Here is a 26,976-nt window from a genome sequence, read left to right as displayed (position 1 = left end):
AGGCGAGAACGGGTAACATAATAACGTCTCTATCAAAACTCGTCGCCGCCCATGCCTATTACACCGATCGCCAGCCGTCCCCACGACCACTCTCATTGCGTGCACAGCGCTTTGTCCGAGGCCGATACTTTGTGTGCACAGAAAGGCTTGCGCCTGACTGCGTTGCGCCGCCGAGTGCTGGAGCTGGTGTGGCAAAGCCATAAACCGCTGGGTGCCTACGACATTCTGGCGGTGCTGAGCGAGCAGGACGGCCGCCGCGCCGCGCCGCCGACCGTGTACCGGGCGCTGGATTTCCTGCTGGAAAACGGCCTGGTGCATCGCATCTCCTCGCTCAACGCCTTTGTTGGCTGTGTGCACCCGGAACATGCGCATCAGGGCCAGTTCCTGATCTGCCGCGAATGCCACGCTGCCATCGAGCTTGAGCAAAAAGTGATCAGTGACGCAATCATCAACAGCGCCATGGATGTCGGTTTTATCGTCGAAGCGCAGACCGTCGAAGTGGTCGGCCTGTGCTCCGGTTGCCAGGGGGCTTGATGAGCAATGCGCTGATCCGTCTGGAGCAGGTCGCCGTCACGTTTGGCGGACAAACCGTGCTGGACAACATCGAGCTGAGCGTCGAGCCGGGGCAGATCGTCACCCTGATCGGCCCCAATGGCGCGGGCAAGACCACGCTGGTGCGCGCCGTGCTCGGATTGTTGAAACCGAACAGTGGCAGCGTCTGGCGCAAGCCGAAACTGCGTGTCGGCTACATGCCGCAAAAGCTCCACGTCGATCCGACCTTGCCGCTCTCGGTGCTGCGTTTTCTGCGTTTGGTGCCGGGCGTTGATCGCCCGCGTGCACTGGCGGCTCTGAAAGAAGTCGGTGCCGAGCACGTCATCGACAGCCCGGTGCAGAGCGTTTCCGGTGGTGAAATGCAGCGCGTACTGCTCGCCCGAGCCCTGCTGCGCGAACCGGAACTGCTGGTGCTCGATGAGCCAGTGCAAGGCGTAGATGTCGCTGGCCAGGCGGAGCTGTATAGCCTGATCACCCGGCTGCGCGATCGCCACGGCTGCGGCGTGCTGATGGTTTCCCACGATTTGCATCTGGTGATGAGCACCACCGACCAGGTGGTCTGCCTCAACCGTCACGTCTGCTGCTCTGGGCACCCCGAGCAAGTCAGCGGCGATCCGGCGTTTGTCGAGCTGTTCGGCAAGAACGCGCCGAGCTTGGCGATTTATCACCACCACCACGACCACGCCCACGACCTGCACGGTTCAGTGGTCAAGGGCCCGGTTTCGGGCCAACCCCACGTTCATGGAGACAACTGCAAGCATGGCTGATTTTCTGTTGTATGCCCTGCTTGCAGGTCTGGCGCTGGCGGTGGTCGCAGGGCCGCTTGGCTCGTTTGTGGTGTGGCGGCGCATGGCGTATTTCGGCGATACCTTGTCCCATGCCGCATTGCTCGGCGTGGCATTGGGCTTTCTGCTGGATGTCAGCCCGACGGTTGCGGTCACGGTCGGTTGCCTGCTGCTGGCGGTGTTGCTGGTCACGTTGCAACAGCGTCAGCCGCTGGCATCCGACACGCTTTTGGGAATTCTCGCACCGAGCACGCTCTCTCTCGGGCTTGTCGTACTAAGCTTCATGCATGAAGTGCGGATCGACCTGATGGCCTATCTGTTCGGTGACCTGCTGGCGATCAGCCCGACTGACCTGGCGTGGATCCTCGGCGGCAGCGCGGCGGTGCTGGTGTTGCTGGTGACGCTGTGGCGGCCGCTGCTGGCGATTACCGTGCACGAGGAACTGGCCAGGGTTGAAGGCTTGCCGGTCGCGGGTTTGCGCATGGCGCTGATGTTGTTGATCGCGGTGGTGATCGCGGTGGCGATGAAAATCGTCGGCGTATTGCTGATTACTTCGCTGTTGATCATTCCGGCGGCTGCGGCACAGCGTCACGCTCGTTCACCGGAGCAGATGGCGCTGGGCGCGAGCCTGCTGGGCATGCTCGCCGTGTGTGGCGGGCTGGCGTTGTCATGGTTCAAGGACACCCCGGCGGGGCCATCAATCGTTGTGACGGCGGCCGCACTGTTTCTGCTGAGTTTTGTTCTGCCTCGTCGTGGGGTGTAGACTTGGCCGCTTTTTGCGCAATTAGAGAGTCGCAGGAATGAAGCCGTTCGCCTCCCGTTATCTGCTCCTTGTCGCATTTTCAGTGCTGCTGGGCGCCTGCCAAAGCACGCCGCCGGTGGCTGAAGTCCCCGATGCGCGGGCTACGGCCATCGCGCAGCTGGAACAAAGCCTGGCCAGCAGCGAGTTGGCCACTGCCGAAGCCCAGTTGGCCACTTTGCAGACTGAAACCCCCAACGATCAATCCCTTGAGCAATATCAACGGCAATTGGCCGAGGCGTATCTGCGTCGCAGCCAAATTGTCCTGCAAAAGGGTGATGTAAACGCTGCTGCAACTGCTTTGAGCCGTGCACGAGTATTGATGCCCAAGGCTCCGGCGCTGACCGGTGGCGTCAACGGCGCCATTACCGAAGCACGCAAGGCCGAACTTGAAAAAGCCGAGGCGGCGTTGCTCGCTGCGGAAGCCCGGCCGAAAGCCAAGGTGATTGATCCGACAGCCGAAAGCACCACGGTCGCGCTGAACATCACCGATAGTCCCAAACTTCGCCGCCAATTGGATGCGATCGCCGCCGATGTAGTGAATTACGAGTGTGCGGTGACTATTCAGGCGCCACGTACCAATGACTATCCCTGGCTGGCGAATTTGCTGACCAAGCGTGTGAAGAAATTGAATCCGGATTTTGATCTGAAGATCGAGAAGCAGATCCTGCGCACGGTGCCGGCGCAGATGGTGCTGAGTCCGCGTAAACCGTAAAAACATCGCAGCCTCCGGCAGCTCCTACAGGGCGAATGTGAACCCATGTAGGAGCTGCCGAAGGCTGCGATCTTTTGCTTTTACGCCGGAACGGCTTTCGCCTTAGGCTCCCGAGCCCAAACCCGATGCTGCCCGATCGCGGCAAAGAACGGTTTGGTCAACGCCCCGACATCCTTACCCTCGAGCAACCCGGCATCCGCCTCCAGCTTCAGCACATCCAGCAATTGCTTGGCTTCGCCGTGCAATGCAATCGCCTTCAGGTGCTTGTACGCCTCCAGCACGTAATGCAACGCCACGCCGTCACCGCCCAACGCTTTGATCGACGCCGCGCCACCCGGCACGAACACCGCATCGAAGATCACGGAAGGCATGCCTTCCATCGATGCATCCACCGGCAGGCTTTTGCCATCGGCGGTTTTTACCGGCGCCGAGGTCGGGCCGAGCAATTTAGCGTGCGCACCTTCAGCGGCCAGTGCTTTCTTCATTGCATCAATCGCTGCACCATCGACGCCGTTGGCAGCAAGAATCGCTACTTTTCGCGTCTTGATGTTTTCTGGCAACAAGTTGGCCTGGCTCAGCGCCGGTGAGTGATCGAAAGACGTTTTGCGCGCTTCGACCGTGCCTTTGGTGGGTGCCGGCAAACCGAGATTTTCCGCCACGCGCTTGGCCAGTTCCAGATCAATGTTCGCCAGAATTTCGTTCACTTCCCGCGCACGGATGAACTCGCGCTCAACCTTGCCCAGCTCGAAGCTGTAAGCGGCAATGATGTGTTCCTTCTCATGCTCGCTCATGCTGTTGAAGAACAAGGTTGCCTGCGAGAAGTGATCGCTGAACGACTGGCTGCGCTGACGGATCTTGGCGGCGTCGATGCGTTCCGGATAGCTCTCGAAACCACCGTCCTGCGCGGCCGGTGGCGTTTCTTTCGGCCAACCGCCGTCAATCGAATTCGGCTCGTAAGAGGCGCGCCCCTTGTCGATGGTTGTGCGGTGCTGAGCATCGCGCTGACCGTTGTGGAACGGCGCCACCGGGCGGTTGATCGGCAGCTCATGAAAGTTCGGCCCACCGAGTCGGCTGATTTGCGTATCGGTGTAGGAAAATAGCCGACCTTGCAGCAGCGGATCGTTGGAGAAGTCGATACCCGGAACAATGTGGCCAGGGCAGAACGCAACCTGCTCGGTCTCGGCGAAGAAGTTGTCCGGGTTGCGGTTGAGGGTCATTTTGCCCAGCGGCGTGATCGGCACGATTTCTTCCGGGATCAGCTTGGTCGGGTCGAGGATGTCGAAGTCGAAATCGTGCTCGTTTTCCTCCTCGATGATCTGCACGCCCAATTCCCATTCCGGGTAGTCGCCCATCTCGATGGCTTCCCAGAGGTCGCGACGGTGATAGTCGGTGTCTTTACCGGCGAGCTTCTGCGCTTCGTCCCACACCAGCGAGCAAGTCCCCGCAGTTGGGCGCCAGTGGAATTTGACGAAGCGCGATTTGCCCTCGGCATTGATCAGGCGGAAGGTGTGCACGCCAAAGCCCTGCATGCTGCGCAGGCTCTTCGGGATCGCCCGGTCGGACATCGCCCAGATGACCATATGCGCCGACTCCGGCACCAGCGACACGAAGTCCCAGAAGGTGTCGTGAGCCGAGCCACCGGTAGGGATTTCGTTGTGCGGTTCAGGTTTTACCGCGTGGACGAAGTCCGGGAACTTGATCGCGTCCTGAATGAAAAACACCGGCATGTTGTTGCCGACCAGGTCGAAGTTGCCCTCGTCGGTGAAGAACTTCACGGCAAACCCGCGCACGTCACGCACGGTGTCGCCGGAACCGCGTGGCCCTTGCACCGTGGAAAAGCGGACGAACACCGGGGTTTTCTTCCCTGGATCCTGTAGAAATCCGGCTTTGGTCAGCGCAGCATGATTTTCATAGGCTTGAAAAAAACCATGGGCCCCGGTGCCGCGGGCGTGGACGATACGCTCCGGGATACGTTCATGGTCAAAATGCGTGATTTTCTCACGCATGATGAAATCTTCCAGCAGCGACGGCCCGCGCTCACCGACCTTGAGGGTGTTCTGGTTGTCGGCAACCTTCACGCCTTGGTTGGTGCGCAGTGCCTGGCCGGTGGCGTCGGAGCGAAAGGTCTCCAGACTGTCGAGCTTGGCGTTGGTGTTGGCGCGATCCGGGGTATCGGTTCCGGCCATTTCACTTTTTGCAGGGGCAGGTTTCTTGGTACTCATCAGACGTAAACTCCTCGTTTGACCCCCGGGACGTGCCGAGGACTCTTGAGTGGTTCCCGGGCACGGCACCCAGGCTTTCAAGTCGCTTAAGTAGTGACCGATGACAAGGAACGGGCGTTCCTTTTTTATGACCTTTGATCTTCTTATTGCCAATTCGAAGGTTAAATGCGAAATAAATGCTAAGAACCTCTATACGGACAGGCTAAAATGCGCGCCCGGCTAACCGCTGATCCTTTTCTAACGCGCCCCACAAGGTTCGCTACGTGATCGAGTTTCAAAACGTCCACAAGACTTACCGCGTCGCCGGTAAGGACATCCCAGCCCTGCACCCGACCAGTCTCTCGATTGAGAACGGTCAGGTCTTCGGTCTGATCGGCCATTCCGGCGCGGGAAAAAGTACCCTGCTGCGTCTGATCAATCGCCTGGAAGAATCCAGTGGCGGCAAGATCTTCGTCGACGGCGAAGAAGTCACCGCGCTGGACGCCAACGGCCTGCGCCGTTTCCGCCAGCAAGTCGGGATGATCTTCCAGCACTTCAACCTGCTCGCGTCCAAGACTGTCGCCGACAACGTTGCGTTGCCGCTGACCTTGGCCGGTGAGTTGTCGAGCAGCGAAATCGACAAACGTGTGGCCGAGTTGCTGGCGCGGGTCGGTCTTTCCGACCACGCCAGGAAGTACCCGGCGCAGTTGTCCGGTGGCCAGAAGCAGCGTGTCGGCATCGCCCGCGCTTTGGCGACCAAGCCCAAGATTCTGCTGTGCGACGAAGCCACCAGCGCTCTCGACCCGCAGACCACGGCCTCGGTCCTGCAACTGCTGGCCGAGATCAATCGCGAGCTGAAACTGACCATCGTACTGATCACCCACGAGATGGACGTCATCCGCCGTGTGTGCGATCAGGTCGGTGTGATGGATGCCGGCGTGATCGTCGAGCAAGGTTCGGTGGCCGATGTGTTCCTGCATCCGCAGCACCCGACCACCAAGCGTTTCGTGCAGGAAAGCGAGCAGATCGACGAAAGCGAACAGCGCGATGACTTCGCTCACGTGCCGGGCCGTATCGTGCGTCTGACTTTCCAGGGCGAAGCGACCTACGCGCCATTGCTCGGTACCGTCGCCCGCGAGACCGGTGTCGACTACAGCATCCTGGCCGGTCGTATCGATCGCATCAAAGACGTTCCGTACGGGCAATTGACCCTCGCCGTCACCGGTGGCGACATGGAAGCGGCGTTCGCCCGCTTCACCGCCGCTGACGTTCACATGGAGGTCCTGCGTTAATGGAAGCCTTTATGAGCTTTTTCGCCAATATCGACTGGTACGAAATCTGGCTGGCCACCGGCGACACGATGCTGATGCTCGGCGGTTCGCTGCTGTTCACCGTGCTGCTCGGTCTGCCGCTGGGTGTGCTGCTGTTTTTGTGCAGCCCGCGTCAGTTGCTGGAAAACCGCGGTGTCTACGCGTTCATGTCGCTGGCGGTGAACATCCTGCGCTCCCTGCCGTTCATCATTCTGCTGATCGTGATGATCCCGTTCACCGTGCTGATCACCGGCACCTCGCTGGGCGTGGCCGGTGCGATTCCGCCGCTGGTGGTGGGTGCAACGCCGTTCTTCGCGCGTCTGGTGGAAACTGCGCTGCGTGAAGTCGATCGCGGCATCATCGAGGCGACCCAGTCGATGGGCGCGACCACTCGGCAGATCATCGTCAACGCGTTGTTGCCAGAGGCCCGTCCGGGCATCTTCGCAGCGATTACCGTGACAGCGATTACACTGGTTTCCTACACGGCAATGGCCGGTGTGGTGGGTGCCGGTGGCCTGGGCGACCTGGCGATCCGTTTCGGCTACCAGCGTTTCCAGACTGACGTGATGATCGTCACCGTGGTGTTGCTGCTGATCCTGGTGCAAGTGTTGCAAATGGTGGGCGACCGACTGGTCGTGCATTTCTCGCGCAAATAACCGGTTTTTGTAATCAAGAGATGAGCCGGCCATTCGCTGGCAGGCGCCAGACGGGCGCCTCATAAGGAGTTAGCTGAATGAAAAAACTGATCGCTGCTTTCGCTGCCGTTGCGGCATTCTCGGCCCACGCCGAAACCCTGACCGTTGCCGCCAGCCCGGTGCCGCACGCTGAAATCCTCGAATTCGTGAAGCCTGCACTGGCCAAGGAAGGCGTGGATCTGAAGGTCAAGGTCTTCACCGACTACATTCAGCCGAACGTACAGGTTGCCGAAAAGCGTCTGGACGCCAACTTCTTCCAGCACCAGCCGTACCTCGATGAATTCAACAAGGCCAAGGGCACCAGCCTGGTTGCCGTGACCGGCGTACACCTGGAACCACTGGGCGCGTACTCGAGCAAGATCAAGAAGATCGAAGAATTGCCAGGCGGCGCCAACGTGGTCATCCCGAACGACGCCACCAACGGCGGCCGTGCGCTGTTGCTGCTGGCCAAGGCTGGCGTGATCACCTTGAAGGACCCGAGCAACATCCTGTCGACCATCAAAGACATCGCGCAAAACCCGAAAGACCTGAAGTTCCGCGAACTGGAAGCCGCGACCATCCCGCGTGTGCTGACTCAGGTCGATCTGGCGCTGATCAACACCAACTACGCGCTGGAAGCCAAGCTCGATCCGTCCAAGGACGCGCTGGTGATTGAAGGTAACGACTCGCCTTACGTGAACATCCTCGTGTCCCGTGCGGACAACAAGGACAGCGACGCGATGAAGAAACTGGCCGCTGCCCTGCACAGCCCGGAGGTGAAGCAATTCATTACCGAGAAGTACAAGGGTGCGGTGTTGCCGGCGTTCTGATTCAGATTGCTGCAATGAAAAGGGGACGCCATGTGCGTCCCCTTTTTTGTGCCCGAAAACACAGTCCCTTGTGGGAGCGAGCCTGCTCGCGAAAGCGGTGTGTCAGGCAATGTAGATGTTGACTCTGCCGACCTCTTCGCGAGCAGGCTCGCTCCCACAGGGGGCAGTGGCGTGTTATTTGCGGTTAAGCATCACCGGCAACTGTGCCACCAGTTTGGCGTTGTTCAGCGGCGCCCGAATAAACCCGCGCTGCGTGCCGTCCGGCCCGATTACCGCCAGATTGCCGCTGTGATCCACCGTGTAATTCGGTTTGCTGGTGTCCGCTGGAATAAACGGAATACTCACCGCGTTGGCGACTTTCTGCAGTTCTTCGATCGAGGTCGGCGTCAGGCCGACGAATTGCGGATCGAAGTAGCCCAGATACTGCTTCAAATGCTTCGGGTTATCGCGGTTCGGGTCGACGCTGACCAGCACGATCTGCAACTTGTCCACAGCGTCCTTCGGCAGTTCACTTTTGATCTGGCGCAGTTGCGCGAGGGTGGTCGGGCAGATGTCCGGGCAGAAGGTGTAGCCGAAAAACAGCAGACTCCACTTGCCCTTGAGTTCATTGATCGCGACCGGTTTGCCGTCCTGATCGGTCATCGTCACGTCCGGCAGATTGCGGCTCTGCGGCAGCAGGATGATGCCGGCGTCGATCAGCGCGGTCGGGTCGCCCTGGCCCTTGCCGCTCAGCACTTTGTTGACGGTAAGGCCGAGGATCAACGCGACCACGGCGACGAGGATGAAAACGGTTTTCTGGGTTCGAGTCATAGGTTCAACAGTAAGTAGTGATCTACGAGCAGGGCGATGAACAACAGGAACAAGTAATAAATAGAGTACTTGAAGGTGTTGATCGCCGCGTGCGGCCGAGTGCCACGGTACAGCACCACGGCCCATTGCAGAAACCTCGCGCCCAGGGCGAGGGCGCAAATGAGGTAGAGCATGCCGCTCATGTGGATCACATAAGGCAGCAGGCTCACGGCCAGCAGCGCAAAGGTGTACAGCATAATGTGCACTTTGGTGTAGTGCTCGCCGTGGGTGACCGGCAGCATCGGGATATCGGCCTTGGCGTATTCCTCTTTGCGATGAATCGCCAGCGCCCAGAAGTGCGGCGGGGTCCAGGCGAAGATGATCAGCACCAGCAGCAACGGTTCGGCGCTGACATGGCCAGTGGCGGCGGTCCAGCCGAGCAGCGGCGGCGCGGCGCCGGCCAGACCACCGATGACGATGTTCTGCGGCGTCGCGCGTTTGAGGAAACCGGTGTAAACCACCGCGTAACCAAGCAACGAAGCGAGCGTCAGCCACGCCGTCAGCGGATTGGTGAAGGTCAGCAACAACGCCTGCCCCAGCAGCGCCAATACCAGCGCAAACGTCAGCGCGGCGGCAGGTGAAACACGGCCCTCGGCCAACGGCCGTTTGTGGGTGCGCGCCATCAGCGCGTCGATGCGTCGATCCACCACATGATTGACCGCCGCCGCGCCGCCAGCACACAGCGCAATCCCCAGGTTGCCGAACACCAGCACCGTCCACGGCACCCCGGCGCGGGTCGCGAGAAACATGCCGACCAGCGAGGTGATGAGCATCAGCACCACCACTTTCGGTTTGGTCAGCTCCAGATAATCGCGCCACAACGCCTGCGCGGGACGTTCGCCAATCAGAATCGCCACGGCGTTTCTCCTTTTATTGTGATGGGCGCCGCCGAGTGTTTACGCGGGCTCAAGCGCCACCGCGCAATTAGCGGCTGCTTGACCCGAACCAGACTGGTGCGCGCGTGATAATTGACCAGCACCATCGACAACAACAGTGCTGCGCCGCCCGCGTTGTGGGCGACGGCGATTGGCAGCGGCAGATGGAACACCACGTTGCTGATGCCGAGGGTTATTTGCGCGGCGAGGGCGATGAGCACCAGGCCGGCCAGTCGGGTCATGCCAACCACTTTCAGTTGCCAGGCCAGACCGAGCAGCACCAGCGTTACCAGCAGCGCGCCGATGCGATGGGTCAGATGAATCGCCGTGCGTGCGTCGCTGTCGAGTTGTCCGCCCAGGTAATTCGGGCCGATGTGTTGGGTCAGATGAAAGCCATTGGCGAAATCAGCGGCTGGCAGCCATTCGCCATGGCACGTCGGGAAGTCGATGCAGGCCACCGCCGCGTAGTTGGAACTGACCCAGCCACCGAGGGCGATCTGGCCGATCACCAGCAACAGTCCGGCCGTCGCCCAGTACTGCAAACGCTTTGGCACGGTCAGCGCCGGCAGCACACCGGACAATCTCAGGGTCAGCAAAAACAACAGACTCAACGTCGCGAAACCACCGAGCAAATGCCCGGTGACCACTTGTGGCCAGAGCTTGAGCGTCACTGTCCACATGCCGAACGCGGCTTGTGCGATGACCACCGCCAGCAAGAACAGTGGCAGTTTCAATGGCAGGCCCGGATGACGCCGATTGACCCACGCGCGGCCGGCCAGCACTGAGATGAGCAGGCCGAGGGCGCCAGCGAAGTAGCGGTGGATCATCTCGTTCCAGCCCTTGTGTGCTTCGACCGGCGCCTCGGGGTAATGCAGTTCGGCATGGGCCAGTTGGGCTTCGCTTTTCGGCACGCTGATAAATCCGTAGCAGCCCGGCCAGTCCGGGCAACCGAGGCCGGCGTGGGTCAGGCGTGTGTAGGCGCCGAGCAGCACCACAATCAGTGCCAGCAGGGTGGCAAACAGCGCGAGGCGAAATCCAGGTTTGGCCATGACGATGCCCTTATCCGATGTTCGACAGTTTCAGCAGGTGGCGCAGGTCGTTGAGCAGATCCTTACCCTTTACGTTCGGGCCGTAGCGCAGCACGAGGTTGCCGTGCGGATCGATGATCCACAGCTGCGGCGTCGCGTTGTCCCCTGTTGTCTTGCCGAATGTCGCAGCATCCAGCGGATAGCGTTGCAGCTGCGGGTATTCGCGGGTCAGTTTGGCGTCGTAGTCGCTGCTCAACGGCTGCGCGGCGGCGAGGGCATGGGTGGCGCGCCCGGCCTCACGACCGAGGCCGATCTGGATCTGCCGCGCCAGATACACCAACTGCTGGCAATCCACCGAGCAGTCCTTGGGCGCGGTCACCAGCATCTGCCAGCGTTGTTCATCGGCTTGCACGCCGATGTCGGCGCGGGTCTGGCCGTTGCCGAGCAGTTCACCGTGATAGCTGCGACCTTCCGGCACCCAGAACTGCAATTTGTACATGCCGGTGGCGAGAAGCATCGGGCCGACTACACCGAGCACGATCAGCAACAGTTGCATGCGTCCGCGTCGGCGACTGACCGGGACTTTGGCTTCAGACATGCTGGGTGGATTCATGGCCGTTCCCATGGTGTTTCTCCTTGGCGTTGTGCCAGCCGAGATAGAGGTAGAGACCGAGCAGTGCAATGCTCATGGCGAACCACTGCACTGCGTAACCGAGGTGTTTTTCCGGACCCATCGCGACCACCGGCCAATCGGCTTGATAGCTGGCCGGGCCGGGTTCGGCGCGTAATTCATAGGCGTAGCCGTCGCGTTCGAGGGTTTTCCACAGCTTGGCCGGCTCGACGGCGGTGATGGTTTGCGGCCAGGTCTGGCTGACCGGGTCGGCGTGCAACTGGAAAGTCGCGCCGGGGGCGATATAAACCCAGGCGTCGATATTCAGCGATTCGGTTGGCGTGCTGAATTGCGGCGGTACGCGGCGATCCGGCCACGGCAGCCAGCCGCGATTGACCAGCAGCCACAGACCGCTGCGCTGATCCTGAAACGGTTGCAGTACTTCGACGCCGACTTTGCCGTCACGCTGGCGGTTATCGAGTAACAGGCTGTGGGCACCATCGAACTGGCCCTGCAGATGCACGCGGCGATAGGCCGGGTCGGCGCTGGTCAGTAGTTCGCTGCTGGCCATCGGCTCTGCGGCGCGGCGTTCCGTGTAAGTGGTGAGCAGGGCGGTTTTCTCCGCGCCACGGCTCAGTTGCCAGAAACCCAGTGACACCAGCAGCGGCAGCAACAACGCCACCACCACGGTCGGAATCACACCCGGGCGAAAGCGCTTCATGCTTGCGCCACAAAGTCAGTCGTCGCGATCGCTATACTCAACTGCATCGCCTGTCCCCCGGAGTCTTCCCATGCTCAAAACAGCTATCGTCCTGATGCTGATTGCCACGGTGATCAGCCTGTTCAGCGGCCTGTTTTTCCTGGTCAAGGACGACAGCAGCTCGAATCGACTGGTCATCGCCTTGAGTGTTCGGGTGGCATTGGCCGCTGGAACCGTCGGCTTGATCGCCTGGGGTTTCTACAGCGGCCAACTGGTGTCCCACGTGACGTGGTAGCTGCAAGCTTCTAGCTTTGAGCTGCAAGCTTGGAGCTTGCAGCTGTTGTTAAAGCACATAAACGAAGATGAACAAGCCGATCCACACCACGTCGACGAAGTGCCAATACCAGCTCGCCGCTTCAAAGCCGAACTGATGCTCGTTGTCGAAGTGGCCCTTCATGATCCGCATCAGCATCACAAACAGAATGATCGTGCCGATGGTCACGTGGGCGCCGTGGAAACCGGTGAGCATGAAGAACGTCGCGCCGTAGATGCCCGAACCCAGGGTCAGGCCCAGCTCCTTATAAGCGTGAATGTATTCTTCGGCCTGGAAACCAAGGAACGCACAGCCCAGCAGCACGGTGATCGCCAGCCAGATTTTCAGCGCGCCGCGATGGCCTTTCTTCAGCGCATGGTGGGCGATGGTGATGGTCACGCTTGAGCTGACCAGCAGAATCGTGTTGATCAGCGGCAAGCCCCACGGACTGATGACGTCCTTGGCCGGCGGGAACAGTTTCGGGTCCGGCGTGTTCAGCAGCGGCCAGGTGAACTGAAAGTTTGGCCAAAGCATGTGCGCGACCCCTTTGGGGCCTTCACCTCCGAGTGCCGGGCCGGAAATGTGCCGCACGTAGAACAGCGCACCGAAGAAAGCGACGAAGAACATCACCTCGGAGAAGATGAACCAACTCATGCCCCAGCGGAACGAGCGGTCCAGCTGCGCGCTGTATAGCCCCGCGCGGCTTTCCTTGATCACCGTGCCGAACCAGCCGAACAGCATGTACGCCACCAGCAGGCCACCGACGAAAAAGATCAGCGGGCCGTGGGATTCGGGGCGCGCTGCCTTCAGATCGTTGAACCAGACGGCCAGACCGTACACGGTGACCAACATCCCGATCGTGGCGATGATCGGCCACTTGCTCTGGGCCGGAACGTAATAATGCTCATGAGTTGCCATTTATTGTTCTCCTTATCGGGCACGCTAACCGCCAGTGTTTACAGCCACCGGTGGATGTCGGGCGGTGATATCGAACAGCGTGTAGGACAGCGTCAGGTGCTTCACTTCCTTGGGCATGTCGCGGTCAACAATGAAACGCACCGGCATTTCGATCTGTTGCCCGGGCTGCAGCACCTGCTGGGTAAAGCAAAAGCATTCGGTCTTGTGGAAATACGCGGCGGCATTACTCGGCGCGATGCTCGGTACGGCTTGCGCACTCATCGGTTTGTCGGTGGGGTTGCGGGCGATGAAGATCATCTCGTTGACTGCGCCGGGGTTGGCCGTGAGTTCATCGTGCTTGGGATAGAAATCCCATGGCATGTCGGCAGTGTTGGTCGACAGAAACTGCACGCGCACCTGGCGCGAGGTATCAACCACCTGCTCACCCTCGTACTGGCCGCCGGTCTTGCCGTTGATGCCGAAGGCTTTGCACATCACGTCGTAGATCGGCACCAGGGCAAAACCGAAAATGAACATCGCGACCACCACCCCGAGCAGGCGGGTGACCAGTTTTTTCAGCGAGATCGAGTCAGCCATGATTTTCAGCCTCCACATGAATCCTTGTGGGAGCTGGCTTGCCAGCGATGGCTGCCTGCCTGACACACTGCGCTGGCCCCATCGCTGGCAAGCCAGCTCCCACAGGGTTTGTCACAGGGCTGGAGGTGTTCATTTCACTTCCGGCGGCGTAGTGAAGGTGTGATACGGCGCCGGCGACGGCACGCTCCACTCCAGGCCTTCGGCGCCATCCCACGGTTTGGCCGGTGCCGGTTCGCCGCCACGGATAGTCTTGATGACGATGAACAGGAAGAAGATCTGCGTGGCGCCGAACATGAACGCACCGATCGAGGAGACCATGTTGAAGTCGGCGAATTGCAGGTTGTAGTCCGGAATCCGCCGCGGCATTCCCGCCAGTCCCACGAAGTGCATCGGGAAGAAGGCCATGTTCATCCCGATGAATGACAACCAGAAATGCAGCTTGCCGAGGGTTTCGTCGTACATGTGCCCGGTCCATTTCGGCAGCCAGTAATAGGCCGAGGCGAAGATCCCGAAGATTGCCCCCGGCACCAGTACGTAGTGGAAATGCGCCACAACGAAGTAGGTGTCCTGATACTGGAAGTCCGCCGGGGCGATGGCCAGCATCAGCCCGGAGAACCCGCCAATGGAGAACAGGATGACGAACGCCACGGCGAACAGCATCGGCGTTTCGAAGGTCAGCGAGCCTTGCCACATGGTGCTCGCCCAGTTGAACACCTTGACCCCGGTGGGCACGGCGATCAGTAGCGTGGCGTACATGAAAAACAGCTCGCCCACCAACGGAATACCGACCACAAACATGTGGTGCGCCCAGACAATGAACGACAGGAACGCGATGCTCGCCGTGGCGTAGACCATCGAGGTGTAGCCGAACAGCGGTTTGCGCGAGAACGTCGGGATGATCGAGCTGACGGCGCCGAACGCCGGCAGGATCATGATGTACACCTCAGGGTGGCCGAAGAACCAGAACACATGCTGGAACAACACCGGGTCACCGCCACCGGCAGCACTGAAGAAACTGGTGCCGAAGTGGATGTCCATCAGCATCATCGTCACGCACCCGGCCAGTACCGGCATTACCGCGATCAGCAGAAACGCGGTGATCAGCCAGGTCCAGACGAAAAGCGGCATTTTCATCAACGTCATGCCGGGGGCGCGCAGGTTGAGGATGGTCGCGACCACGTTGATCGCGCCCATGATCGAGCTGATCCCCATCAGGTGAATGGCAAAGATGAAGAACGTCACGCTTTCAGGTGCGTAAGTCGTTGATAACGGCGCGTAGAACGTCCAGCCGAAGTTCGGCCCGCCACCGGGGCTGAACAGGGTCGAGACCAGCAGCAGGAACGCCGCCGGCAGCAGCCAGAAGCTGAAGTTGTTCATGCGCGGCAGGGCCATGTCCGGCGCGCCGATCATCAACGGGATCATCCAGTTGGCGAGGCCGACGAACGCCGGCATCACCGCACCGAACACCATCACCAAACCGTGCATGGTGGTCATCTGGTTGAAGAACGCCGGTTCGACGATCTGTAAACCGGGCTGGAACAGCTCGGCGCGGATCACCATGGCGAACGAGCCGCCGAGCAGGAACATGCAGAACGCAAACCACAGGTACAGCGTGCCGATGTCCTTGTGGTTGGTGGTCAGCACCCAGCGCATCAGGCCTTTGGCCGGGCCGTGGGCGTGGTCGGCGTGACCGTGGTCATCGATGACAGCGCTCATGGCCGGTCTCCTTCAAGCGAGTGGACGGGGCAGGCCGGGGCGCGGAGCCCCGACCGATTCACGAAGTACGCAATAGACCGGCTCATTTGCTTTCCGCCTGTTTCAGCTCCAGCACTTCTTTTGGCGTCACCATATCGCCCTTGTTGTTGCCCCACGCGTTACGTTCGTAGGTCACAACGGCGGCGATATCGACTTCCGACAACTGCTTGCCGAACGCCGCCATGGCGGTGCCGGGTTTACCGTGGAAGACGATGCTCAGGTGATCCTTGATCGGGCCGGTGGCGATTTTCGAGCCCTTGAGCGCCGGGAACATCGGCGGCAGGCCCTGGCCTTCGGCCTGGTGACAGGCGACGCAAGTGGTGTGATAGACCTTGTCGCCGCGCTCCTTGAGCTCGTCGAGGGTCCATTCCTTGCTGGTCAGCTCTTTAAGCTGCGCAGCCTCGGCTTTGCGCTCGGCGAGCCAGGTTTCGTAGTCGGCCTTATCCTTGACCTCGACCACGATCGGCATGAAGCCGTGATCCTTGCCGCACAGTTCGGCGCACTGGCCACGGTAAATGCCCGGTTTGTCGACGCGGGTCCAGGCTTCGTTGACGAACCCCGGAATCGCATCGCGCTTGACCGCAAAGGCCGGCACCCACCAGGAATGGATCACGTCAGCGGAGGTCACGAGGAAGCGCACCTTGGCGCCGGTCGGCAGCACCAGCGGCTTGTCGACCTCAAGCAGGTAATGCTCGCCCTTGGCTTCCTTGTTCTGGATCTGCTCGGCGGGAGTGGCCAGGTTGCTGAAGAACTCGACGTCCTGGCCCAGGTATTTGTAATGCCACTTCCACTGATAACCGGTGATCTGGATATCGATATCCGGCTCACTGCTGTCGTACATCTTGATCAGGGTGGCGGTCGCCGGCACGGCCATCGCTACCAGAATCAGCAGCGGTACGACGGTCCAGAGAATTTCGACGGTGGTGCTTTCGTGGAATTTTGCGGCGACCTGCCCGGTAGAACGGCGGTGCACCATCATCGACCAGAACATGGCGCCGAAGACGATGACCCCGATCACCACACAGATCCAGAAAATGGTCATGTGCAGGTCGAATACTGCGTGACTGATTTCAGTCGCTCCAGGCGCCATATTCACAGTCCAGGCCGCATTGGCCGGGCTGAAAATCGACCACAACAGGAGGCCCATCCAGACATGTGGATGTCGCATCATTGCGGGTTCCCCTTATCGTTCTTGTTATCCCGGAGGCTTTCGCCTGCGGCAAGGGAGCGGCTGCATCAGACTACGAACTTGAATCGCCGAGCCTTGCTGCGGGTGCAGTCGGGCGTCATCAGCTAACTCCATTCACTGGCGAGTATAGACAGCGACTGAGAATTGCAATGTCTGCTCGTAAATGATCTGAAACAGCGAGCACTTGCGTTCAAGGGCAGGAATGGAGAAGGATGCAGACGAGTGGTGGCAAACAGATATAACGCGGGCGCATCAAGGATGAAATAATTATGACAAATGCGTCTTAGCATTTTTCGTAAGCCAGCTAACTTATGTCTTCCCTATTTCACTGCCTTGTTCCCTGGAGTTTTCATGAACACCGCCGCATTGCGCGAGCAGATCCAAAAAGCCCAACAGCACGAGAAAGAAACCGGCCTGCTGACCCGTCAGCTGGAAAGCAAGCTGCCTCATTTACACCCGGCGATCCAATTGCCGGAAGCCGACGCCAATGGTGTGCTGACGCGTTTTGTCGCCGCCTACATCGATGAAGTACCGGACCTGCTGGATGCAGCCAACGAAGTCGCCAGGGAAGCGGGAATTGAATCGCAGATCAAACCGGTGCTCAGAATCGCCGAGCAGTACTTCCTCCAGCCGCCAGCCATCATGGCCGGGCACGTTGGCCTGGACAGCCTGCTGGACGAAGCCTATCTGGCGCACCGTTTTGTCGAAGAGGTCAATGACCTGTACATCAAGCATTTCGGCCAGCCCTTGATCCCCTTGGACATGACGGTCGCCAACTTGATTGCTCACCAGTTGATCGGTGAGGAATTTGCCAACCAACTGGACGAAGCGGTACATCACGCCATCGACGAGATGCTCAACGACGAAAGTTTTGCGCTGGAATCAGTCGAGATCTACCGCGAAAAACTCAGCAGCCCGGAGACCGGTGCGGCGTGGAAACGCTGGCCTTGCATGAGCCGCCGATTGGGTGTGGGTTTGGAGCTGGATCAGCCTGCTGCGTAACCCTTAGCTACACCCAGATACCTGTGGGAGCTGGCTTGCCAGCGATAGCGGTGGATCAGTCAACACTTTCAGTGATTGACGGACCGCCATCGCTGGCAAGCCAGCTCCCACAGGGTTTATCGCAACAGTGAGTTTTTAGCCGGCCGCACCGATGCCAGTGTTGGTGCGAACCCGCCCCTCAAGCCGTCGCTTCAACCCACGCGACTCGATCACCAGTTTCGACCCCTTGGCCGCATTCGCCCGGCCCCATTCTTCCAGCAACTCCAGACACGAATGGTCGATGTAGCTCAGATTATTGAGCGGCACATGCACCGTCGAGCCTGCTGGAATCGTGTTCAGCACCTGGGTCAGCGCCGGTACTTTGAGGAAGGTCGCCGCGCCGATCAGACGTAACTCCATTTCCCCTTCCGGCGGCAGGTCGATCAAGCTGATCTTCAGGCGCGAGGCCTTGAAGGCCAGTTTCACCAGCGTCAGACCAAAACCGATCAGCACACCGGTCAGCAGGTCAGTGAAGATGATCGCCAGCGCCGTGGCGGCGTAGGTGAACATCGGCATCCGCCCATAACGGCTCAGACCACGGAAGGCTTTCAGGTCGACCAGTTTGAAGCCGGTATACACCAGCACACCCGCCAGACTCGCCACCGGAATGCTTTGCAGCACACTCGACAGCAACAGCACGAACGCCAGCAGCCACAGACCATGGAAGATTGTCGAGTAACGCGTGGTTGCACCGGCCTGGACGTTGGCTGAACTGCGCACGATCACCCCGGTCATCGGCAGTGCGCCGAGCAGACCGCAGAGCATGTTGCCGACACCTTGCGCCGAGAGTTCACGGTCGAAGTCCGAACGCACGCCATTGTGCATGCGGTCTACCGCGGCGGCCGACAACAGGGTTTCCGCGCTGGCGATAAACGCCACGGCGAATGCGGCGATCAGTAGCGTCGGATCGGCCAGACTGAGCAGGTCTGCCGGTTTCAACCAGTCGATGGCTTCCGCCAGATTCGCCGGCACCTCAACCCGCTTCACCTGCAACGCCAGCAGCAGACTGGCGCCCGTCGCCAGGCCAACACCGAGCAATGCGCCGGGAACGAACCGCAGCGAGTGCGGACGGAATTTCTCCCACAGCCACATCACCGCAATCGTCGACAACCCGAGCAGGCCTGCCTGCCAGCCAAACGACGGCAAGGCTTGCGCCACTGCGGCGGGGAATGCCGTGAGGTTATCCAGCCCGGAAGGTTTCGGCGACGCATCGAGCATCACATGCACCTGTGACAGCACGATCAATACGCCAATCCCGGCAAGCATGCCGTAGACCACCGCTGGCGCCGTGACCCGAAACCAGCAGCCGAGCTTCAGTCGTCCGGCCACCAGTTGCAGGAAACCGGCGAGTAGCAAAATCGGCCCGAGCATCTCGATACCGTGCTGGCGCACCAGTTCGAACACCAAAACCGCCAGACCCGCCGCCGGCCCGCTGACCTGTAACGGTGAACCCGCCAGCCAACCCACCACCAGACCACCGATGATTCCGGTGATCAAACCCTTCGCTGGCGGCAACCCTGAAGCGATTGCAATGCCCATGCACAACGGCAGGGCGACCAAAAACACAACCACGGATGCGAGCAGCTCCCGTGGCAACACAGCTTTCAATTGAGCAGCACGCATGGTGATTCTCCCGAAGTTTTCTTCAGGCGTGGCGAGGCCGGGCCGCTGAAACAGCGGCCGGCGTCAAACCACACAGATTGTCAGGAAGATTTAGAAGCGCGCTTTGGGCGTCGCCACCGGAATCGGATGGCTGCCATCGAGCGGCAGGAAACGGCCCTGATCCGCGTCGTAAGCTTTGATTTCACTGGTTTCGATGTTGTAGACCCAGCCATGGATGAACAGATGACCGTTCGCCATGCGTGAGGCTACCGAGGGATGGGTACGCAAGTGCTGCAATTGGGCGATGACGTTTTCCTCGGTGAGGATCGGCATACTTTCTTTTTCGTCGGCGCAGTGACAGTTCTCATGCACCATGGTTTTCGCGACTTCGGCGTGGCGCAACCAGGCTTTGACCGTCGGCATTTTTTCCAGGCTATCGGGGTTGAGCACCGCACGCATGGCGCCGCAATCGGAGTGGCCGCAGATGATGATGTGCTGCACGCCCAGCGCCAGTACCGCGTATTCGATGGCAGTGGAAACGCCGCCGTTCATCTGGCCGTAAGGTGGTACGACGTTGCCGACGTTACGCGTCACGAACAGATCGCCGGGCGAGCTCTGGGTAATCAGTTCGGGAACGATGCGCGAGTCGGCGCAAGTGATGAACATCGCCTTGGGCGCTTGTGCCGTGGCGAGTTTCTTGAAGAGTTCTTCCTGCTGCGGGAAGACCTCATGATGAAAATGTAAAAAGCCGTCTACGATCTGTCGCAGCGCTGCATCGGCGGATTCCGCTTCAGGGGTTTGCGCCGACGCAGCCAGCGGCTGTTTATCCTTGTCACTCATGATTCATCCTCTTTGGCGGATTCAGGGAGTCTTGCCCCGGTATTCCGGTATGAAGCCAGTGGCTGTTTAAAACATCCGGGTCATCCCGACCCGTCAGTCACTCGATGAACAAGGTAGCCGCCGAAACTTAACTCAAACTGAATCAAACGCTCTAGAACGTGTGTTCCAGGTCACAAAAAACGTGACTGAGGTTTTCGGCGGAAGGTTTCTAACCCCTCGACCATAAGGCAATTGTCGCTAAATCAACGACATCTGGCGACCCGGCGGACAGAAGGCTGTGCAATCGAGGTTGTAGCCTTCGCGATGATTGAGGCCAAGACGCTTGATCGCCTTGGCAAAGCGCTGGGCGAGCAGATCGGCGAACGGCCCTTCGCCCCGCATGCGCGCACCGAAACGGCTGTCATAAAGCTCACCGCCACGGCTCTGGCGAATCAGGCTCAGCACGTGTGCCGCCCGTTGCGGATAGTGCGCTTGCAGCCATTCCTCAAACAACGGCGCCACCTCCAGCGGCAGGCGCAGCATCATGTACGCAGCGCTTTGCGCACCGGCAGCGTGGGCTTCGGTGAGCAGGCCTTCGATCTCGCTGTCGTTGATCATCGGAATCATCGGTGAACACAGCACACCGACCGGAATGCCCGCTTCGCGCATCACCCGGATCGCCCGCAACCGCGCCTTGGGCGCTGCGGCGCGCGGCTCGAGGATGCGTTTGAGTTCGTCGTCCAGCGTCGTGAGGCTGATCATCACGGCCACCAGTCGCTGCTGCGCCAGTTCGGTCAGCAAGTCGAGATCGCGCAGGATCAGCGAGCCCTTGGTGACGATGGTTACCGGATGCCGATAGCGCAAAAGCACTTCGAGGATCTGACGGGTGATTTTATGTTCGCGTTCGATCGGCTGATACGGATCGGTATTGGAACCCAGGTTGATCGGTGCACATTGATAGCCGCGTTTGCTCAACTGTTCTTCCAGCACCTGCGCGGCGTTGGTCTTGGCGATCAGCCTGGTTTCGAAGTCCAGCCCGGGCGACATGTCCCAATAGGCGTGGCTGGGCCGAGCGTAGCAATAGATGCAGCCATGCTCGCAGCCGCGATAGGGATTGATGGAGCGATCAAAGGGCAGATCGGGCGAAGTGTTGCGGGTAATGATGGTTTTTGCGGTTTCGATCATCACCTCGGTGTTTTGCGTTTCGGGCACTTCCTGATACCAGCCGTCGTCCTCCGCCACCGAGCGGTTTGGCGCGAAGCGGTTGTGCGGGTTGGTCGCGGTGCCGCGACCGCGAGGGGGGAGAGGGCTGATCATTGGGCGAATCTCGTGTCTGTATATGCATACAGTATATGAGCAGGGCCGGGACGATCCAGTACCGTTCGGCCACAGAAAAACCGCCGCGGATCATTCTCGCGATTCTGTTCGCTGTTTATATAAATAGTTAGAACCAGAGACAACCCGGGAAACATATGTTTGGTTGTGAAGAGAAGTTATCAAATATAGCCTTCGCAACTTACCGGCACTGATGCCTGTGTATTAATTATAAAAGGATTTAATTTATGTCGTTTCTCAATCAGCGTGGTGTTTTTCTGCAAATGATGCTGCCGAGCCAATCTGAGCCCAATACCATTGTTTCGATGCAACTTGCTCGCAAGGAACTGGGCTGGGACGCGGAAGAGCAGCTGTCGACCGAGTCCTTGGTTGATTCGATTTATGTTGTCGCGGTGTCCAGCGATCGTGGCAAGTCGTTCACCATCCGCACCGATAAGAAGGATGTGGACGGCGACGGCGATATTGATAGTGATGACAAGGCCAAGTTGGAGGCATTGGCCAAGGCTTATGTGAGTATCGTCAATCCGTAACAGAAAGTTTTACTGCGTTTTAATCGGCGCAAAAGACAGCCCTGCATAGATGGTTTATGCAGGGCTATTCATTGCCAATCAATTCCTTTCGGCGACCCAGTTAACGCGAGTCGGGCAACGGGTTCATCCAGCGAAGCCTCTCATTGAAACAAACGAATTCGCGATATTGACGAAAATCAGCTTGTCATTGGCATCAGAGTCTTCATCACCGTCAGCATCGATGTTGAATTTGCCTTCGCCCTCCAATGTATCCTCTACCTTATAAAAACCTGTGGCATTGATCTTTAACTTTACGTTAGCGTCAGGCTGAGACAGATCGTGATTTGAAACTTTGAATAGATCAATATTCACGCATGTCGGTTTAGCCGTTCTCGCTTGACCGTCAGACGATATGAGGATGCAGCTGTACAGGCGACCCTCGCCCACAGTGCTCAAACCTGCCAACTTCGAGGCCAGACTCGCCGCGACGGTATAGGTGTCCGTGTCAAATTCATCTACCCCGTCATTTCCCTCGACATCATCCACCCCTTCGGCGCGGTCGTATTCCCCCTGGGCGTTGGCGTAAGTCGTGACAACTGCATCAGGTTTGAGATTGTTCGCATAGCCATTGTTATAACGGGAAATTACAGCTTCTTGCTTACCGTCTGCATTAATGTCCTTAAACTCAACCACGACTGAATAGCTCATGTGATTTGCTCCATGCCTGCGCAATATCGAGATTTGAATTGCGTCAATCAGACAGTAAGTCAGACGGCAAATAACAGCTACTGTCAGAGTTGACAGGTGTATGTATTTACAGTTGTGGTTTTCGGCGCGTGGAAAGTTACATCGACTGTTCGGATATGCACCCTGCCAAGTCTGACAGTAGATGAGATTTTCCCCTGGTTTTAGTGCCCAGAAACGAATGCCCGCTGATCCAGCATAGAAATACATGCTGTATCGGCGGGCTAGGCACTCCGACAGTCAGTTATGCGTGGTGACCTGTCCCAGATCATCCCCGGACGTTGTCTGCATATCGTTCTTGCGCAGGTTGGCGACATCGGCAGCCTTCACCGGCGCGCCCTTGTTACCCCAACTACCACGAATGAAGCTCACCACGTCCGCGACTTCCTGATCCGATAACCGCCAGGCAAAACCAGGCATGGTGAAAGTCGATGGCGCAGTGTGCGTCGCGGGCAATGTACCGCCCTTGAGCACAATGTGAATCAGCGAGGTCGGGTCGTCTGATTGCAACACCGGGTTGCCTGCCAGCGCCGGAAACACACGGGTGTAACCGTGACCGTCGGTGCGATGGCATGCCGCGCAGTTGTCGATGTACACCGAGGCACCGCGCTGGCTGTCATCACCGTTCCACAGGGCCTTGGCGGCTGTCGCGTCGTATTGGTGTGGCTGATCGTTCGGATCATTGGCCGGCAACGACTTGAGATAGCGCGCAATCGCCGTCAGGTCGGCGTCGGTCATGTACTGCATGCTGTGGGTGACCACATCGCTCATGCCGCCGAACACGGCGCTGCGATCACTGCGGCCGGTCTTGAGGAATTGCACCAGTTGCTCCTCGCTCCAGCTGCCGAGTCCATCCTTGTGATCGCCACGCAGACTCTTGGCGATCCAGCCTTCCAGCGGCGCGCTGCCGGCCAGAAAGTGGCTGCCATCGGCCGCACTCAGGGATTTTTCCTGCATGGTCAGGGCCCGTGGCGTATGGCAGGCGCCGCAATGTCCGAGCCCTTCTACCAGATACGCCCCACGATCGATCACCGGGTCGTCTGACGTCGACTTGTAGTCCTCGACCTTCGGCGCAAACATCCAGCGCCAGCCCATCAGCGGCCAGCGCATGCTCAACGGCCATGGAATGTCGCTGGCCTTGTTCTCTTGCGCGACGGGTTCAACGCCGTGCATGAAGTACGCGTACAACGCTTTCATGTCGGTTTCGCTGACACGGGCGTAGGACGGATACGGCATCGCCGGGTACAACGTACTACCGTTTTTGGCGACGCCATGACGCACTGCCTGATCAAAGTCCTCGAAGCTGTAATCACCCACGCCGGTTTTATCCGGGGTGATATTGGTCGAGTAGATCGTGCCGATCGGGGTTTCCATTGGCAGGCCCCCGGCGAACGGCTTGCCGTTTTTCGCGGTGTGGCACGCCACGCAGTCACCGGCGCGGGACAGATATTCACCCTGCTTGATCAAGGATTGATCGACTTCGGCCGCTTGCAAAGCAGCACTGCCGAGCAGCGCAAGGGACGCGATAACAAACTTCTTCATGGTCATCGCTCCTTAAGCCTGAACCAGCGGGCCGGGGTTTTTCAGGTATTGCTCGCGGATCGCCTTCGCCGACCAATAGGTCAACGCCGCGACCAGACCGGTCGGGTTGTAGCCCAGGCCTTGCGGGAATGCCGAGGCGCCCGGAACGAAGACGTTGTGCACGTCCCAGCTCTGCAGGTAACGGTTCAACGCGCTCTTCTTCGGATCGGTGCCCATGATCGCGCCACCGTTGAGGTGGGTGGTCTGGTAGGACGCCGTATTGAAGTGGTCGCCGACTTTCTTGCCGATCACCGCAATGGCTTTCGGGCCCATCGCTTCGGCGACCTTGCCCATTTTCTCGACCATGAAGCGGTTCATCTTGATGTCGTTTTCCTGCCAGTCGAAGGTCATGCGCAGCAGCGGCAAGCCGTAGGCATCGCGGTACACCGGATCGAGATCGAGGTAGTTACCTCTGTAGGACTGATGCGCGCCGTGGGCGTCCATCGACACCTGGTGGGTGTAGTAATCGGCGGTCGCGCGTTTCCATGCGCTGCCCCAGGCCGGCGTGCCCGGCGGGTTCGAGGTGCCGGCAATCGGTCGGCTGCCGGCCTGGTTGACCCACATCGGCGAGCCGCCGACGAAGCCGTGCGGGCCGTGGTCGAAGTTGTCGGCGTTGAAATCATCCAGCGCCACACCGTTACCGCCGGCTCCGATGAAGTTGTTGGTGTGGGTGTCCTTGTCGAAGAACGCCTTGATCGTTGCCATGTTCTGGTAAGCGAAGTTGCGCCCGACCACGCCTTCGCCGCTGATCGGATCGTAAGGCTTGCCGATCCCGGAGAGCAGCATCAGTCGCACGTTGTGCAACTGGAACGCGCCGAGGATCACCAGATCCGCCGGTTGCTCGATCTCCCGACCTTGCGCATCGATGTAGGTGACGCCGGTGGCTTTGGTTTTGCTGCTGTCGAGATTGACCCGCAGCACATGGGAATTGGCCCGCAGCTCGAAATTCGGCAACGGTTTGAGCGCCGGCAGAATGTTCACGTTCGGCGACGCTTTGGAATACATGTAGCAAACGTAACCGCTGCAAAATCCGCAGAAGTTGCACGGGCCCATCTGCGCGCCGTAGGGATTGGTGTACGGCCCTGAAGTATTTGCCGAAGGCAGGTTGTAGGGTTTGTAGCCAACCTCTGTGGCTGCATTGCCGAACAGCTGTGCGGAAACCGTGTTCTTCTGCGCTTCCAGCGGGAAAGGGTTCGAGCGGTCCGGCGCGTAAGGGTTACCCCCCTTGCCCTGACCGACCAACTGACCTTTGACGGTCCAGGCCTGGCCCGAAGTGCCGAAGACTTTTTCGGCGTAATCGAAGAACGGCTCCAGCTCTTCATAGCTAACGCCGAAGTCCTGAATGGTCATGTCCTTGGGAATGAAGCTTTTGCCGTAGCGTTCTTCGTAGTGGCTGCGCATGCGCAACTCGATCGGGTCGACGCGAAAGTGCACACCCGACCAGTGCAGCCCGGCGCCGCCGACGCCATTGCCCGGCAGGAACGCACCCAACTGGCGGTTCGGCAGGGCGATGTCGTTGACGCTGTGGCGAATGGTGACGGTCTCTTTGGAGATGTCCTGAAAGAGTTTTTTGCGCACGCTGTAGGTGAGTTCGTCGATCACCTGCGGATAGTTGCCGTCGGGGTAGGTGTCCTGCATTGGCCCGCGCTCTAGCGCCAGCACGTTGAGGCCGGCTTCGGTCAGTTCCTTGGCCATGATCGCGCCGGTCCAGCCAAAACCGACGATCACTGCGTCGACTTTCTTCATTACGGTTGCCATGCTCACGCCCTCTCGCCGCGAATCGAAACTGCCGGGAAGGGGTATTGCTCGTTGCGTTCCACCCAATCCATGAAATCGGCGCGGGCGCCGGGGAAGCCGATCATGGTCCAGCCGACCATGCCTTTATTGCCGCCATGGATCGGGTCGCAGAAGAATCCTTCTTTGGTGTTTTGCAGCAGCAGGTTGAAGAAAATCTTCGCCGGGACGCTATCGAACTGCGGTTTGCCGGCTTCGAGTTGCTTGAGCAAATCGTCTCGGGTAGCGCTGTCTTGCTCGGCAAATGTTTTACCGTTGAGGGCTTTTGTCCACTGATCCGTGGCGGCGATGCCGAGACGATAGATCTCTTTAGGGACCAATTTGCTTTGCCAACCCATCTCCGGCGCCGCTTCAGCGTTGAACGGACCCTGCATGTACCAGAGGGCTCCGGCAGCGTAGGGCGTGTTCATCTGACGATCGATATATTCCGGCACGCCCGCTTCAATCGCACCTGAGCCTTGAGCGTCAGCGGGAATCAACTGCGCCACGGCGGCATTGATGAAGGCCCATTCCTCTGCGGTGAAATAGCTCGGCTGATAAACGCCCGCGTCAGCGCGAGCCGGTGGCGCCGCGGGTGTGGCCGGAGCGGCTTCAGGCGAGGCATGCAGGACACTGCTGCCCAAACCGGTGCCGGCGAGGGTGACCACTGGAATCAGGGTCAGGGATTTGCGTAAAAAATCACGCCGCGGGTTGTCTCGATTTTCATCAGACATTGGGTTGCACCTCATCAGGCATCAAGATTGGTCAACCGTTTCTGCGAACGGCTTGAGGATTTGCTGTCGCGACGTGGCCGGTTTGACCCGTAAAAGGGGGACGTGTCTGCAACAAGATGTGACAAATGGTAGCAGGCTAAGCATCTGGATGAATCGATA

At 59.3% G+C, this 26,976-nt stretch carries 27 protein-coding genes; 10 read left to right on the top strand and 17 right to left on the bottom strand.

What is annotated here, in order from left to right; translation table 11 throughout:
* The first annotated feature begins 51 nt into the window (after positions 1–51).
* The 4 genes from AB4P92_RS15015 to AB4P92_RS15000 are packed head-to-tail and all read left to right on the top strand — an operon-like array spanning position 52 to position 2,851.
* Positions 52–534: a Fur family transcriptional regulator gene (locus AB4P92_RS15015; protein WP_042556958.1), complete on the top strand. Its 483-nt coding sequence runs from the start codon at positions 52–54 to the stop codon at positions 532–534.
* Positions 534–1,319: a zinc ABC transporter ATP-binding protein ZnuC gene (gene znuC, locus AB4P92_RS15010; protein ID WP_042556959.1), complete on the top strand. Its 786-nt coding sequence runs from the start codon at positions 534–536 to the stop codon at positions 1,317–1,319. Before AB4P92_RS15015 ends, znuC begins: the two co-directional genes overlap by 1 nt.
* Entirely contained in the window at positions 1,312–2,100 is a 789-nt protein-coding gene (gene znuB / locus AB4P92_RS15005; RefSeq protein ID WP_042556960.1) for a zinc ABC transporter permease subunit ZnuB, read from the top strand. Before znuC ends, znuB begins: the two co-directional genes overlap by 8 nt.
* A gap of 37 nt (positions 2,101–2,137) precedes the next feature.
* Positions 2,138–2,851, top strand: coding sequence for a PA5502 family lipoprotein (locus AB4P92_RS15000; protein WP_042556961.1), 714 nt, complete (start codon positions 2,138–2,140; stop codon positions 2,849–2,851).
* An 80-nt stretch (positions 2,852–2,931) separates the two neighbouring features.
* Here the strand turns inward: AB4P92_RS15000 and katE are convergent, their stop codons facing one another.
* Positions 2,932–5,073, bottom strand: coding sequence for a catalase HPII (katE, locus tag AB4P92_RS14995; RefSeq protein ID WP_395597817.1), 2,142 nt, complete (start codon positions 5,071–5,073; stop codon positions 2,932–2,934).
* A 263-nt stretch (positions 5,074–5,336) separates the two neighbouring features.
* On the opposite strand from katE, the gene AB4P92_RS14990 reads away from it, so the two are divergent.
* The 3 genes from AB4P92_RS14990 (at position 5,337) to AB4P92_RS14980 (ending at position 7,866) form a co-directional block, all read left to right on the top strand.
* Complete coding sequence (locus AB4P92_RS14990) at positions 5,337–6,344, top strand: methionine ABC transporter ATP-binding protein (protein WP_042556963.1); 1,008 nt, start codon at positions 5,337–5,339, stop codon at positions 6,342–6,344.
* Positions 6,344–7,018, top strand: a complete 675-nt coding sequence (locus AB4P92_RS14985) for a methionine ABC transporter permease (RefSeq protein ID WP_042556964.1) — start codon at positions 6,344–6,346, stop codon at positions 7,016–7,018. Before AB4P92_RS14990 ends, AB4P92_RS14985 begins: the two co-directional genes overlap by 1 nt.
* 77 nt (positions 7,019–7,095) lie before the next feature.
* A complete protein-coding gene (locus AB4P92_RS14980) occupies positions 7,096–7,866 on the top strand; it encodes a MetQ/NlpA family ABC transporter substrate-binding protein (RefSeq protein ID WP_047299202.1) in 771 nt (256 codons plus the stop codon).
* A gap of 174 nt (positions 7,867–8,040) precedes the next feature.
* Here AB4P92_RS14980 and AB4P92_RS14975 read toward each other — a convergent pair whose 3' ends face one another.
* The 5 genes from AB4P92_RS14975 to AB4P92_RS14955 are packed head-to-tail and all read right to left on the bottom strand — an operon-like array spanning position 8,041 to position 11,949.
* The gene (locus AB4P92_RS14975) at positions 8,041–8,676 is read right to left on the bottom strand and encodes an SCO family protein (protein WP_395597816.1); all 636 of its coding nucleotides are present in this window, start codon (positions 8,674–8,676) and stop codon (positions 8,041–8,043) included.
* A complete protein-coding gene (gene cyoE, locus AB4P92_RS14970; protein WP_395597815.1) occupies positions 8,673–9,572 on the bottom strand; it encodes a heme o synthase in 900 nt (299 codons plus the stop codon). The genes AB4P92_RS14975 and cyoE overlap by 4 nt, the downstream gene beginning before the upstream one ends.
* Positions 9,560–10,639: a heme A synthase gene (locus AB4P92_RS14965; RefSeq protein ID WP_395597814.1), complete on the bottom strand. Its 1,080-nt coding sequence runs from the start codon at positions 10,637–10,639 to the stop codon at positions 9,560–9,562. The genes cyoE and AB4P92_RS14965 overlap by 13 nt, the downstream gene beginning before the upstream one ends.
* A gap of 10 nt (positions 10,640–10,649) precedes the next feature.
* Positions 10,650–11,243 carry a hypothetical protein gene (locus tag AB4P92_RS14960; RefSeq protein WP_047299206.1) on the bottom strand — a complete coding sequence of 198 codons (594 nt, stop codon included), beginning with the start codon at positions 11,241–11,243 and terminating at the stop codon, positions 10,650–10,652.
* Positions 11,209–11,949, bottom strand: coding sequence for an SURF1 family protein (locus AB4P92_RS14955; protein WP_047299207.1), 741 nt, complete (start codon positions 11,947–11,949; stop codon positions 11,209–11,211). The genes AB4P92_RS14960 and AB4P92_RS14955 overlap by 35 nt, the downstream gene beginning before the upstream one ends.
* 70 nt (positions 11,950–12,019) lie before the next feature.
* Between AB4P92_RS14955 and AB4P92_RS14950 the strand changes: the two genes are divergently transcribed.
* Positions 12,020–12,223, top strand: coding sequence for a twin transmembrane helix small protein (locus AB4P92_RS14950; RefSeq protein WP_047299208.1), 204 nt, complete (start codon positions 12,020–12,022; stop codon positions 12,221–12,223).
* Between the two features lie 48 nt (positions 12,224–12,271).
* Here the strand turns inward: AB4P92_RS14950 and AB4P92_RS14945 are convergent, their stop codons facing one another.
* The 4 genes from AB4P92_RS14945 to coxB form a co-directional block, all read right to left on the bottom strand.
* The gene (locus AB4P92_RS14945) at positions 12,272–13,159 is read right to left on the bottom strand and encodes a cytochrome c oxidase subunit 3 (RefSeq protein ID WP_042556972.1); all 888 of its coding nucleotides are present in this window, start codon (positions 13,157–13,159) and stop codon (positions 12,272–12,274) included.
* Positions 13,160–13,183: 24 nt separating this feature from the next.
* Entirely contained in the window at positions 13,184–13,735 is a 552-nt protein-coding gene (locus AB4P92_RS14940; protein ID WP_042556973.1) for a cytochrome c oxidase assembly protein, read from the bottom strand.
* Positions 13,736–13,864: 129 nt separating this feature from the next.
* Positions 13,865–15,451: a cytochrome c oxidase subunit I gene (ctaD, locus tag AB4P92_RS14935; RefSeq protein WP_042556974.1), complete on the bottom strand. Its 1,587-nt coding sequence runs from the start codon at positions 15,449–15,451 to the stop codon at positions 13,865–13,867.
* Positions 15,452–15,533: 82 nt separating this feature from the next.
* Positions 15,534–16,661, bottom strand: coding sequence for a cytochrome c oxidase subunit II (gene coxB / locus AB4P92_RS14930; RefSeq protein ID WP_395597813.1), 1,128 nt, complete (start codon positions 16,659–16,661; stop codon positions 15,534–15,536).
* 369 nt (positions 16,662–17,030) lie between these two features.
* On the opposite strand from coxB, the gene AB4P92_RS14925 reads away from it, so the two are divergent.
* Positions 17,031–17,681, top strand: coding sequence for a hypothetical protein (locus AB4P92_RS14925; protein ID WP_042556976.1), 651 nt, complete (start codon positions 17,031–17,033; stop codon positions 17,679–17,681).
* Between the two features lie 135 nt (positions 17,682–17,816).
* Here the strand turns inward: AB4P92_RS14925 and AB4P92_RS14920 are convergent, their stop codons facing one another.
* From AB4P92_RS14920 to AB4P92_RS14910, 3 genes are all read right to left on the bottom strand, one after another.
* Positions 17,817–19,343: a SulP family inorganic anion transporter gene (locus tag AB4P92_RS14920; protein WP_042556977.1), complete on the bottom strand. Its 1,527-nt coding sequence runs from the start codon at positions 19,341–19,343 to the stop codon at positions 17,817–17,819.
* A 90-nt stretch (positions 19,344–19,433) separates the two neighbouring features.
* On the bottom strand, positions 19,434–20,162 hold the full coding sequence (locus AB4P92_RS14915) for a carbonic anhydrase (RefSeq protein WP_047299211.1): 729 nt from the start codon (positions 20,160–20,162) through the stop codon (positions 19,434–19,436).
* A gap of 237 nt (positions 20,163–20,399) precedes the next feature.
* On the bottom strand, positions 20,400–21,458 hold the full coding sequence (locus AB4P92_RS14910) for a PA0069 family radical SAM protein (protein WP_042556979.1): 1,059 nt from the start codon (positions 21,456–21,458) through the stop codon (positions 20,400–20,402).
* Positions 21,459–21,703: 245 nt separating this feature from the next.
* Here AB4P92_RS14910 and AB4P92_RS14905 point away from each other — a divergent pair, with 245 nt between their 5' ends.
* Entirely contained in the window at positions 21,704–22,006 is a 303-nt protein-coding gene (locus AB4P92_RS14905; protein WP_042556980.1) for a hypothetical protein, read from the top strand.
* 123 nt (positions 22,007–22,129) lie between these two features.
* Here AB4P92_RS14905 and AB4P92_RS14900 read toward each other — a convergent pair whose 3' ends face one another.
* The 4 genes from AB4P92_RS14900 to AB4P92_RS14885 form a co-directional block, all read right to left on the bottom strand.
* Positions 22,130–22,693 carry a hypothetical protein gene (locus AB4P92_RS14900; RefSeq protein ID WP_042556981.1) on the bottom strand — a complete coding sequence of 188 codons (564 nt, stop codon included), beginning with the start codon at positions 22,691–22,693 and terminating at the stop codon, positions 22,130–22,132.
* A 276-nt stretch (positions 22,694–22,969) separates the two neighbouring features.
* Positions 22,970–24,271: a c-type cytochrome gene (locus tag AB4P92_RS14895; RefSeq protein WP_395597812.1), complete on the bottom strand. Its 1,302-nt coding sequence runs from the start codon at positions 24,269–24,271 to the stop codon at positions 22,970–22,972.
* A 12-nt stretch (positions 24,272–24,283) separates the two neighbouring features.
* On the bottom strand, positions 24,284–26,068 hold the full coding sequence (locus AB4P92_RS14890; protein WP_395597811.1) for a GMC family oxidoreductase: 1,785 nt from the start codon (positions 26,066–26,068) through the stop codon (positions 24,284–24,286).
* A gap of 2 nt (positions 26,069–26,070) precedes the next feature.
* Entirely contained in the window at positions 26,071–26,817 is a 747-nt protein-coding gene (locus AB4P92_RS14885) for a gluconate 2-dehydrogenase subunit 3 family protein (RefSeq protein WP_395597810.1), read from the bottom strand.
* Positions 26,818–26,976 lie beyond the last annotated feature (159 nt).

Source organism: Pseudomonas sp. A0308 (genome assembly GCF_044218815.1).
Classification (GTDB): domain Bacteria; phylum Pseudomonadota; class Gammaproteobacteria; order Pseudomonadales; family Pseudomonadaceae; genus Aquipseudomonas; species Aquipseudomonas iridis.
The sequence above is the reverse complement of the archived record's forward strand: the minus strand, read 5'-3'. Positions and strand labels throughout refer to the sequence as shown.

Excerpts from the sequence above, each read along its gene's own strand:
- AB4P92_RS14940 (WP_042556973.1), bottom strand. The coding sequence starts at position 13,735 with ATGGCTGACTCGATCTCGCTGAAAAAACTGGTCACCCGCCTGCTCGGG.
- AB4P92_RS14980 (WP_047299202.1), top strand. The coding sequence starts at position 7,096 with ATGAAAAAACTGATCGCTGCTTTCGCTGCCGTTGCGGCATTCTCGGCC.
- coxB (WP_395597813.1), bottom strand. The coding sequence starts at position 16,661 with ATGATGCGACATCCACATGTCTGGATGGGCCTCCTGTTGTGGTCGATT.
- AB4P92_RS14920 (WP_042556977.1), bottom strand. The coding sequence starts at position 19,343 with ATGCGTGCTGCTCAATTGAAAGCTGTGTTGCCACGGGAGCTGCTCGCA.
- AB4P92_RS14965 (WP_395597814.1), bottom strand. The coding sequence starts at position 10,639 with ATGGCCAAACCTGGATTTCGCCTCGCGCTGTTTGCCACCCTGCTGGCA.
- AB4P92_RS14975 (WP_395597816.1), bottom strand. The coding sequence starts at position 8,676 with ATGACTCGAACCCAGAAAACCGTTTTCATCCTCGTCGCCGTGGTCGCG.
- AB4P92_RS14950 (WP_047299208.1), top strand. The coding sequence starts at position 12,020 with ATGCTCAAAACAGCTATCGTCCTGATGCTGATTGCCACGGTGATCAGC.
- AB4P92_RS14895 (WP_395597812.1), bottom strand. The coding sequence starts at position 24,271 with ATGAAGAAGTTTGTTATCGCGTCCCTTGCGCTGCTCGGCAGTGCTGCT.
- AB4P92_RS14885 (WP_395597810.1), bottom strand. The coding sequence starts at position 26,817 with ATGTCTGATGAAAATCGAGACAACCCGCGGCGTGATTTTTTACGCAAA.
- znuB (WP_042556960.1), top strand. The coding sequence starts at position 1,312 with ATGGCTGATTTTCTGTTGTATGCCCTGCTTGCAGGTCTGGCGCTGGCG.
- AB4P92_RS14915 (WP_047299211.1), bottom strand. The coding sequence starts at position 20,162 with ATGAGTGACAAGGATAAACAGCCGCTGGCTGCGTCGGCGCAAACCCCT.
- AB4P92_RS14955 (WP_047299207.1), bottom strand. The coding sequence starts at position 11,949 with ATGAAGCGCTTTCGCCCGGGTGTGATTCCGACCGTGGTGGTGGCGTTG.
- AB4P92_RS14910 (WP_042556979.1), bottom strand. The coding sequence starts at position 21,458 with ATGATCAGCCCTCTCCCCCCTCGCGGTCGCGGCACCGCGACCAACCCG.
- AB4P92_RS14900 (WP_042556981.1), bottom strand. The coding sequence starts at position 22,693 with ATGAGCTATTCAGTCGTGGTTGAGTTTAAGGACATTAATGCAGACGGT.
- AB4P92_RS15000 (WP_042556961.1), top strand. The coding sequence starts at position 2,138 with ATGAAGCCGTTCGCCTCCCGTTATCTGCTCCTTGTCGCATTTTCAGTG.
- AB4P92_RS14960 (WP_047299206.1), bottom strand. The coding sequence starts at position 11,243 with ATGGGAACGGCCATGAATCCACCCAGCATGTCTGAAGCCAAAGTCCCG.
- AB4P92_RS14905 (WP_042556980.1), top strand. The coding sequence starts at position 21,704 with ATGTCGTTTCTCAATCAGCGTGGTGTTTTTCTGCAAATGATGCTGCCG.
- katE (WP_395597817.1), bottom strand. The coding sequence starts at position 5,073 with ATGAGTACCAAGAAACCTGCCCCTGCAAAAAGTGAAATGGCCGGAACC.
- AB4P92_RS14890 (WP_395597811.1), bottom strand. The coding sequence starts at position 26,068 with ATGGCAACCGTAATGAAGAAAGTCGACGCAGTGATCGTCGGTTTTGGC.
- ctaD (WP_042556974.1), bottom strand. The coding sequence starts at position 15,451 with ATGAGCGCTGTCATCGATGACCACGGTCACGCCGACCACGCCCACGGC.
- znuC (WP_042556959.1), top strand. The coding sequence starts at position 534 with ATGAGCAATGCGCTGATCCGTCTGGAGCAGGTCGCCGTCACGTTTGGC.
- AB4P92_RS14925 (WP_042556976.1), top strand. The coding sequence starts at position 17,031 with ATGAACACCGCCGCATTGCGCGAGCAGATCCAAAAAGCCCAACAGCAC.
- AB4P92_RS14945 (WP_042556972.1), bottom strand. The coding sequence starts at position 13,159 with ATGGCAACTCATGAGCATTATTACGTTCCGGCCCAGAGCAAGTGGCCG.
- AB4P92_RS15015 (WP_042556958.1), top strand. The coding sequence starts at position 52 with ATGCCTATTACACCGATCGCCAGCCGTCCCCACGACCACTCTCATTGC.
- AB4P92_RS14985 (WP_042556964.1), top strand. The coding sequence starts at position 6,344 with ATGGAAGCCTTTATGAGCTTTTTCGCCAATATCGACTGGTACGAAATC.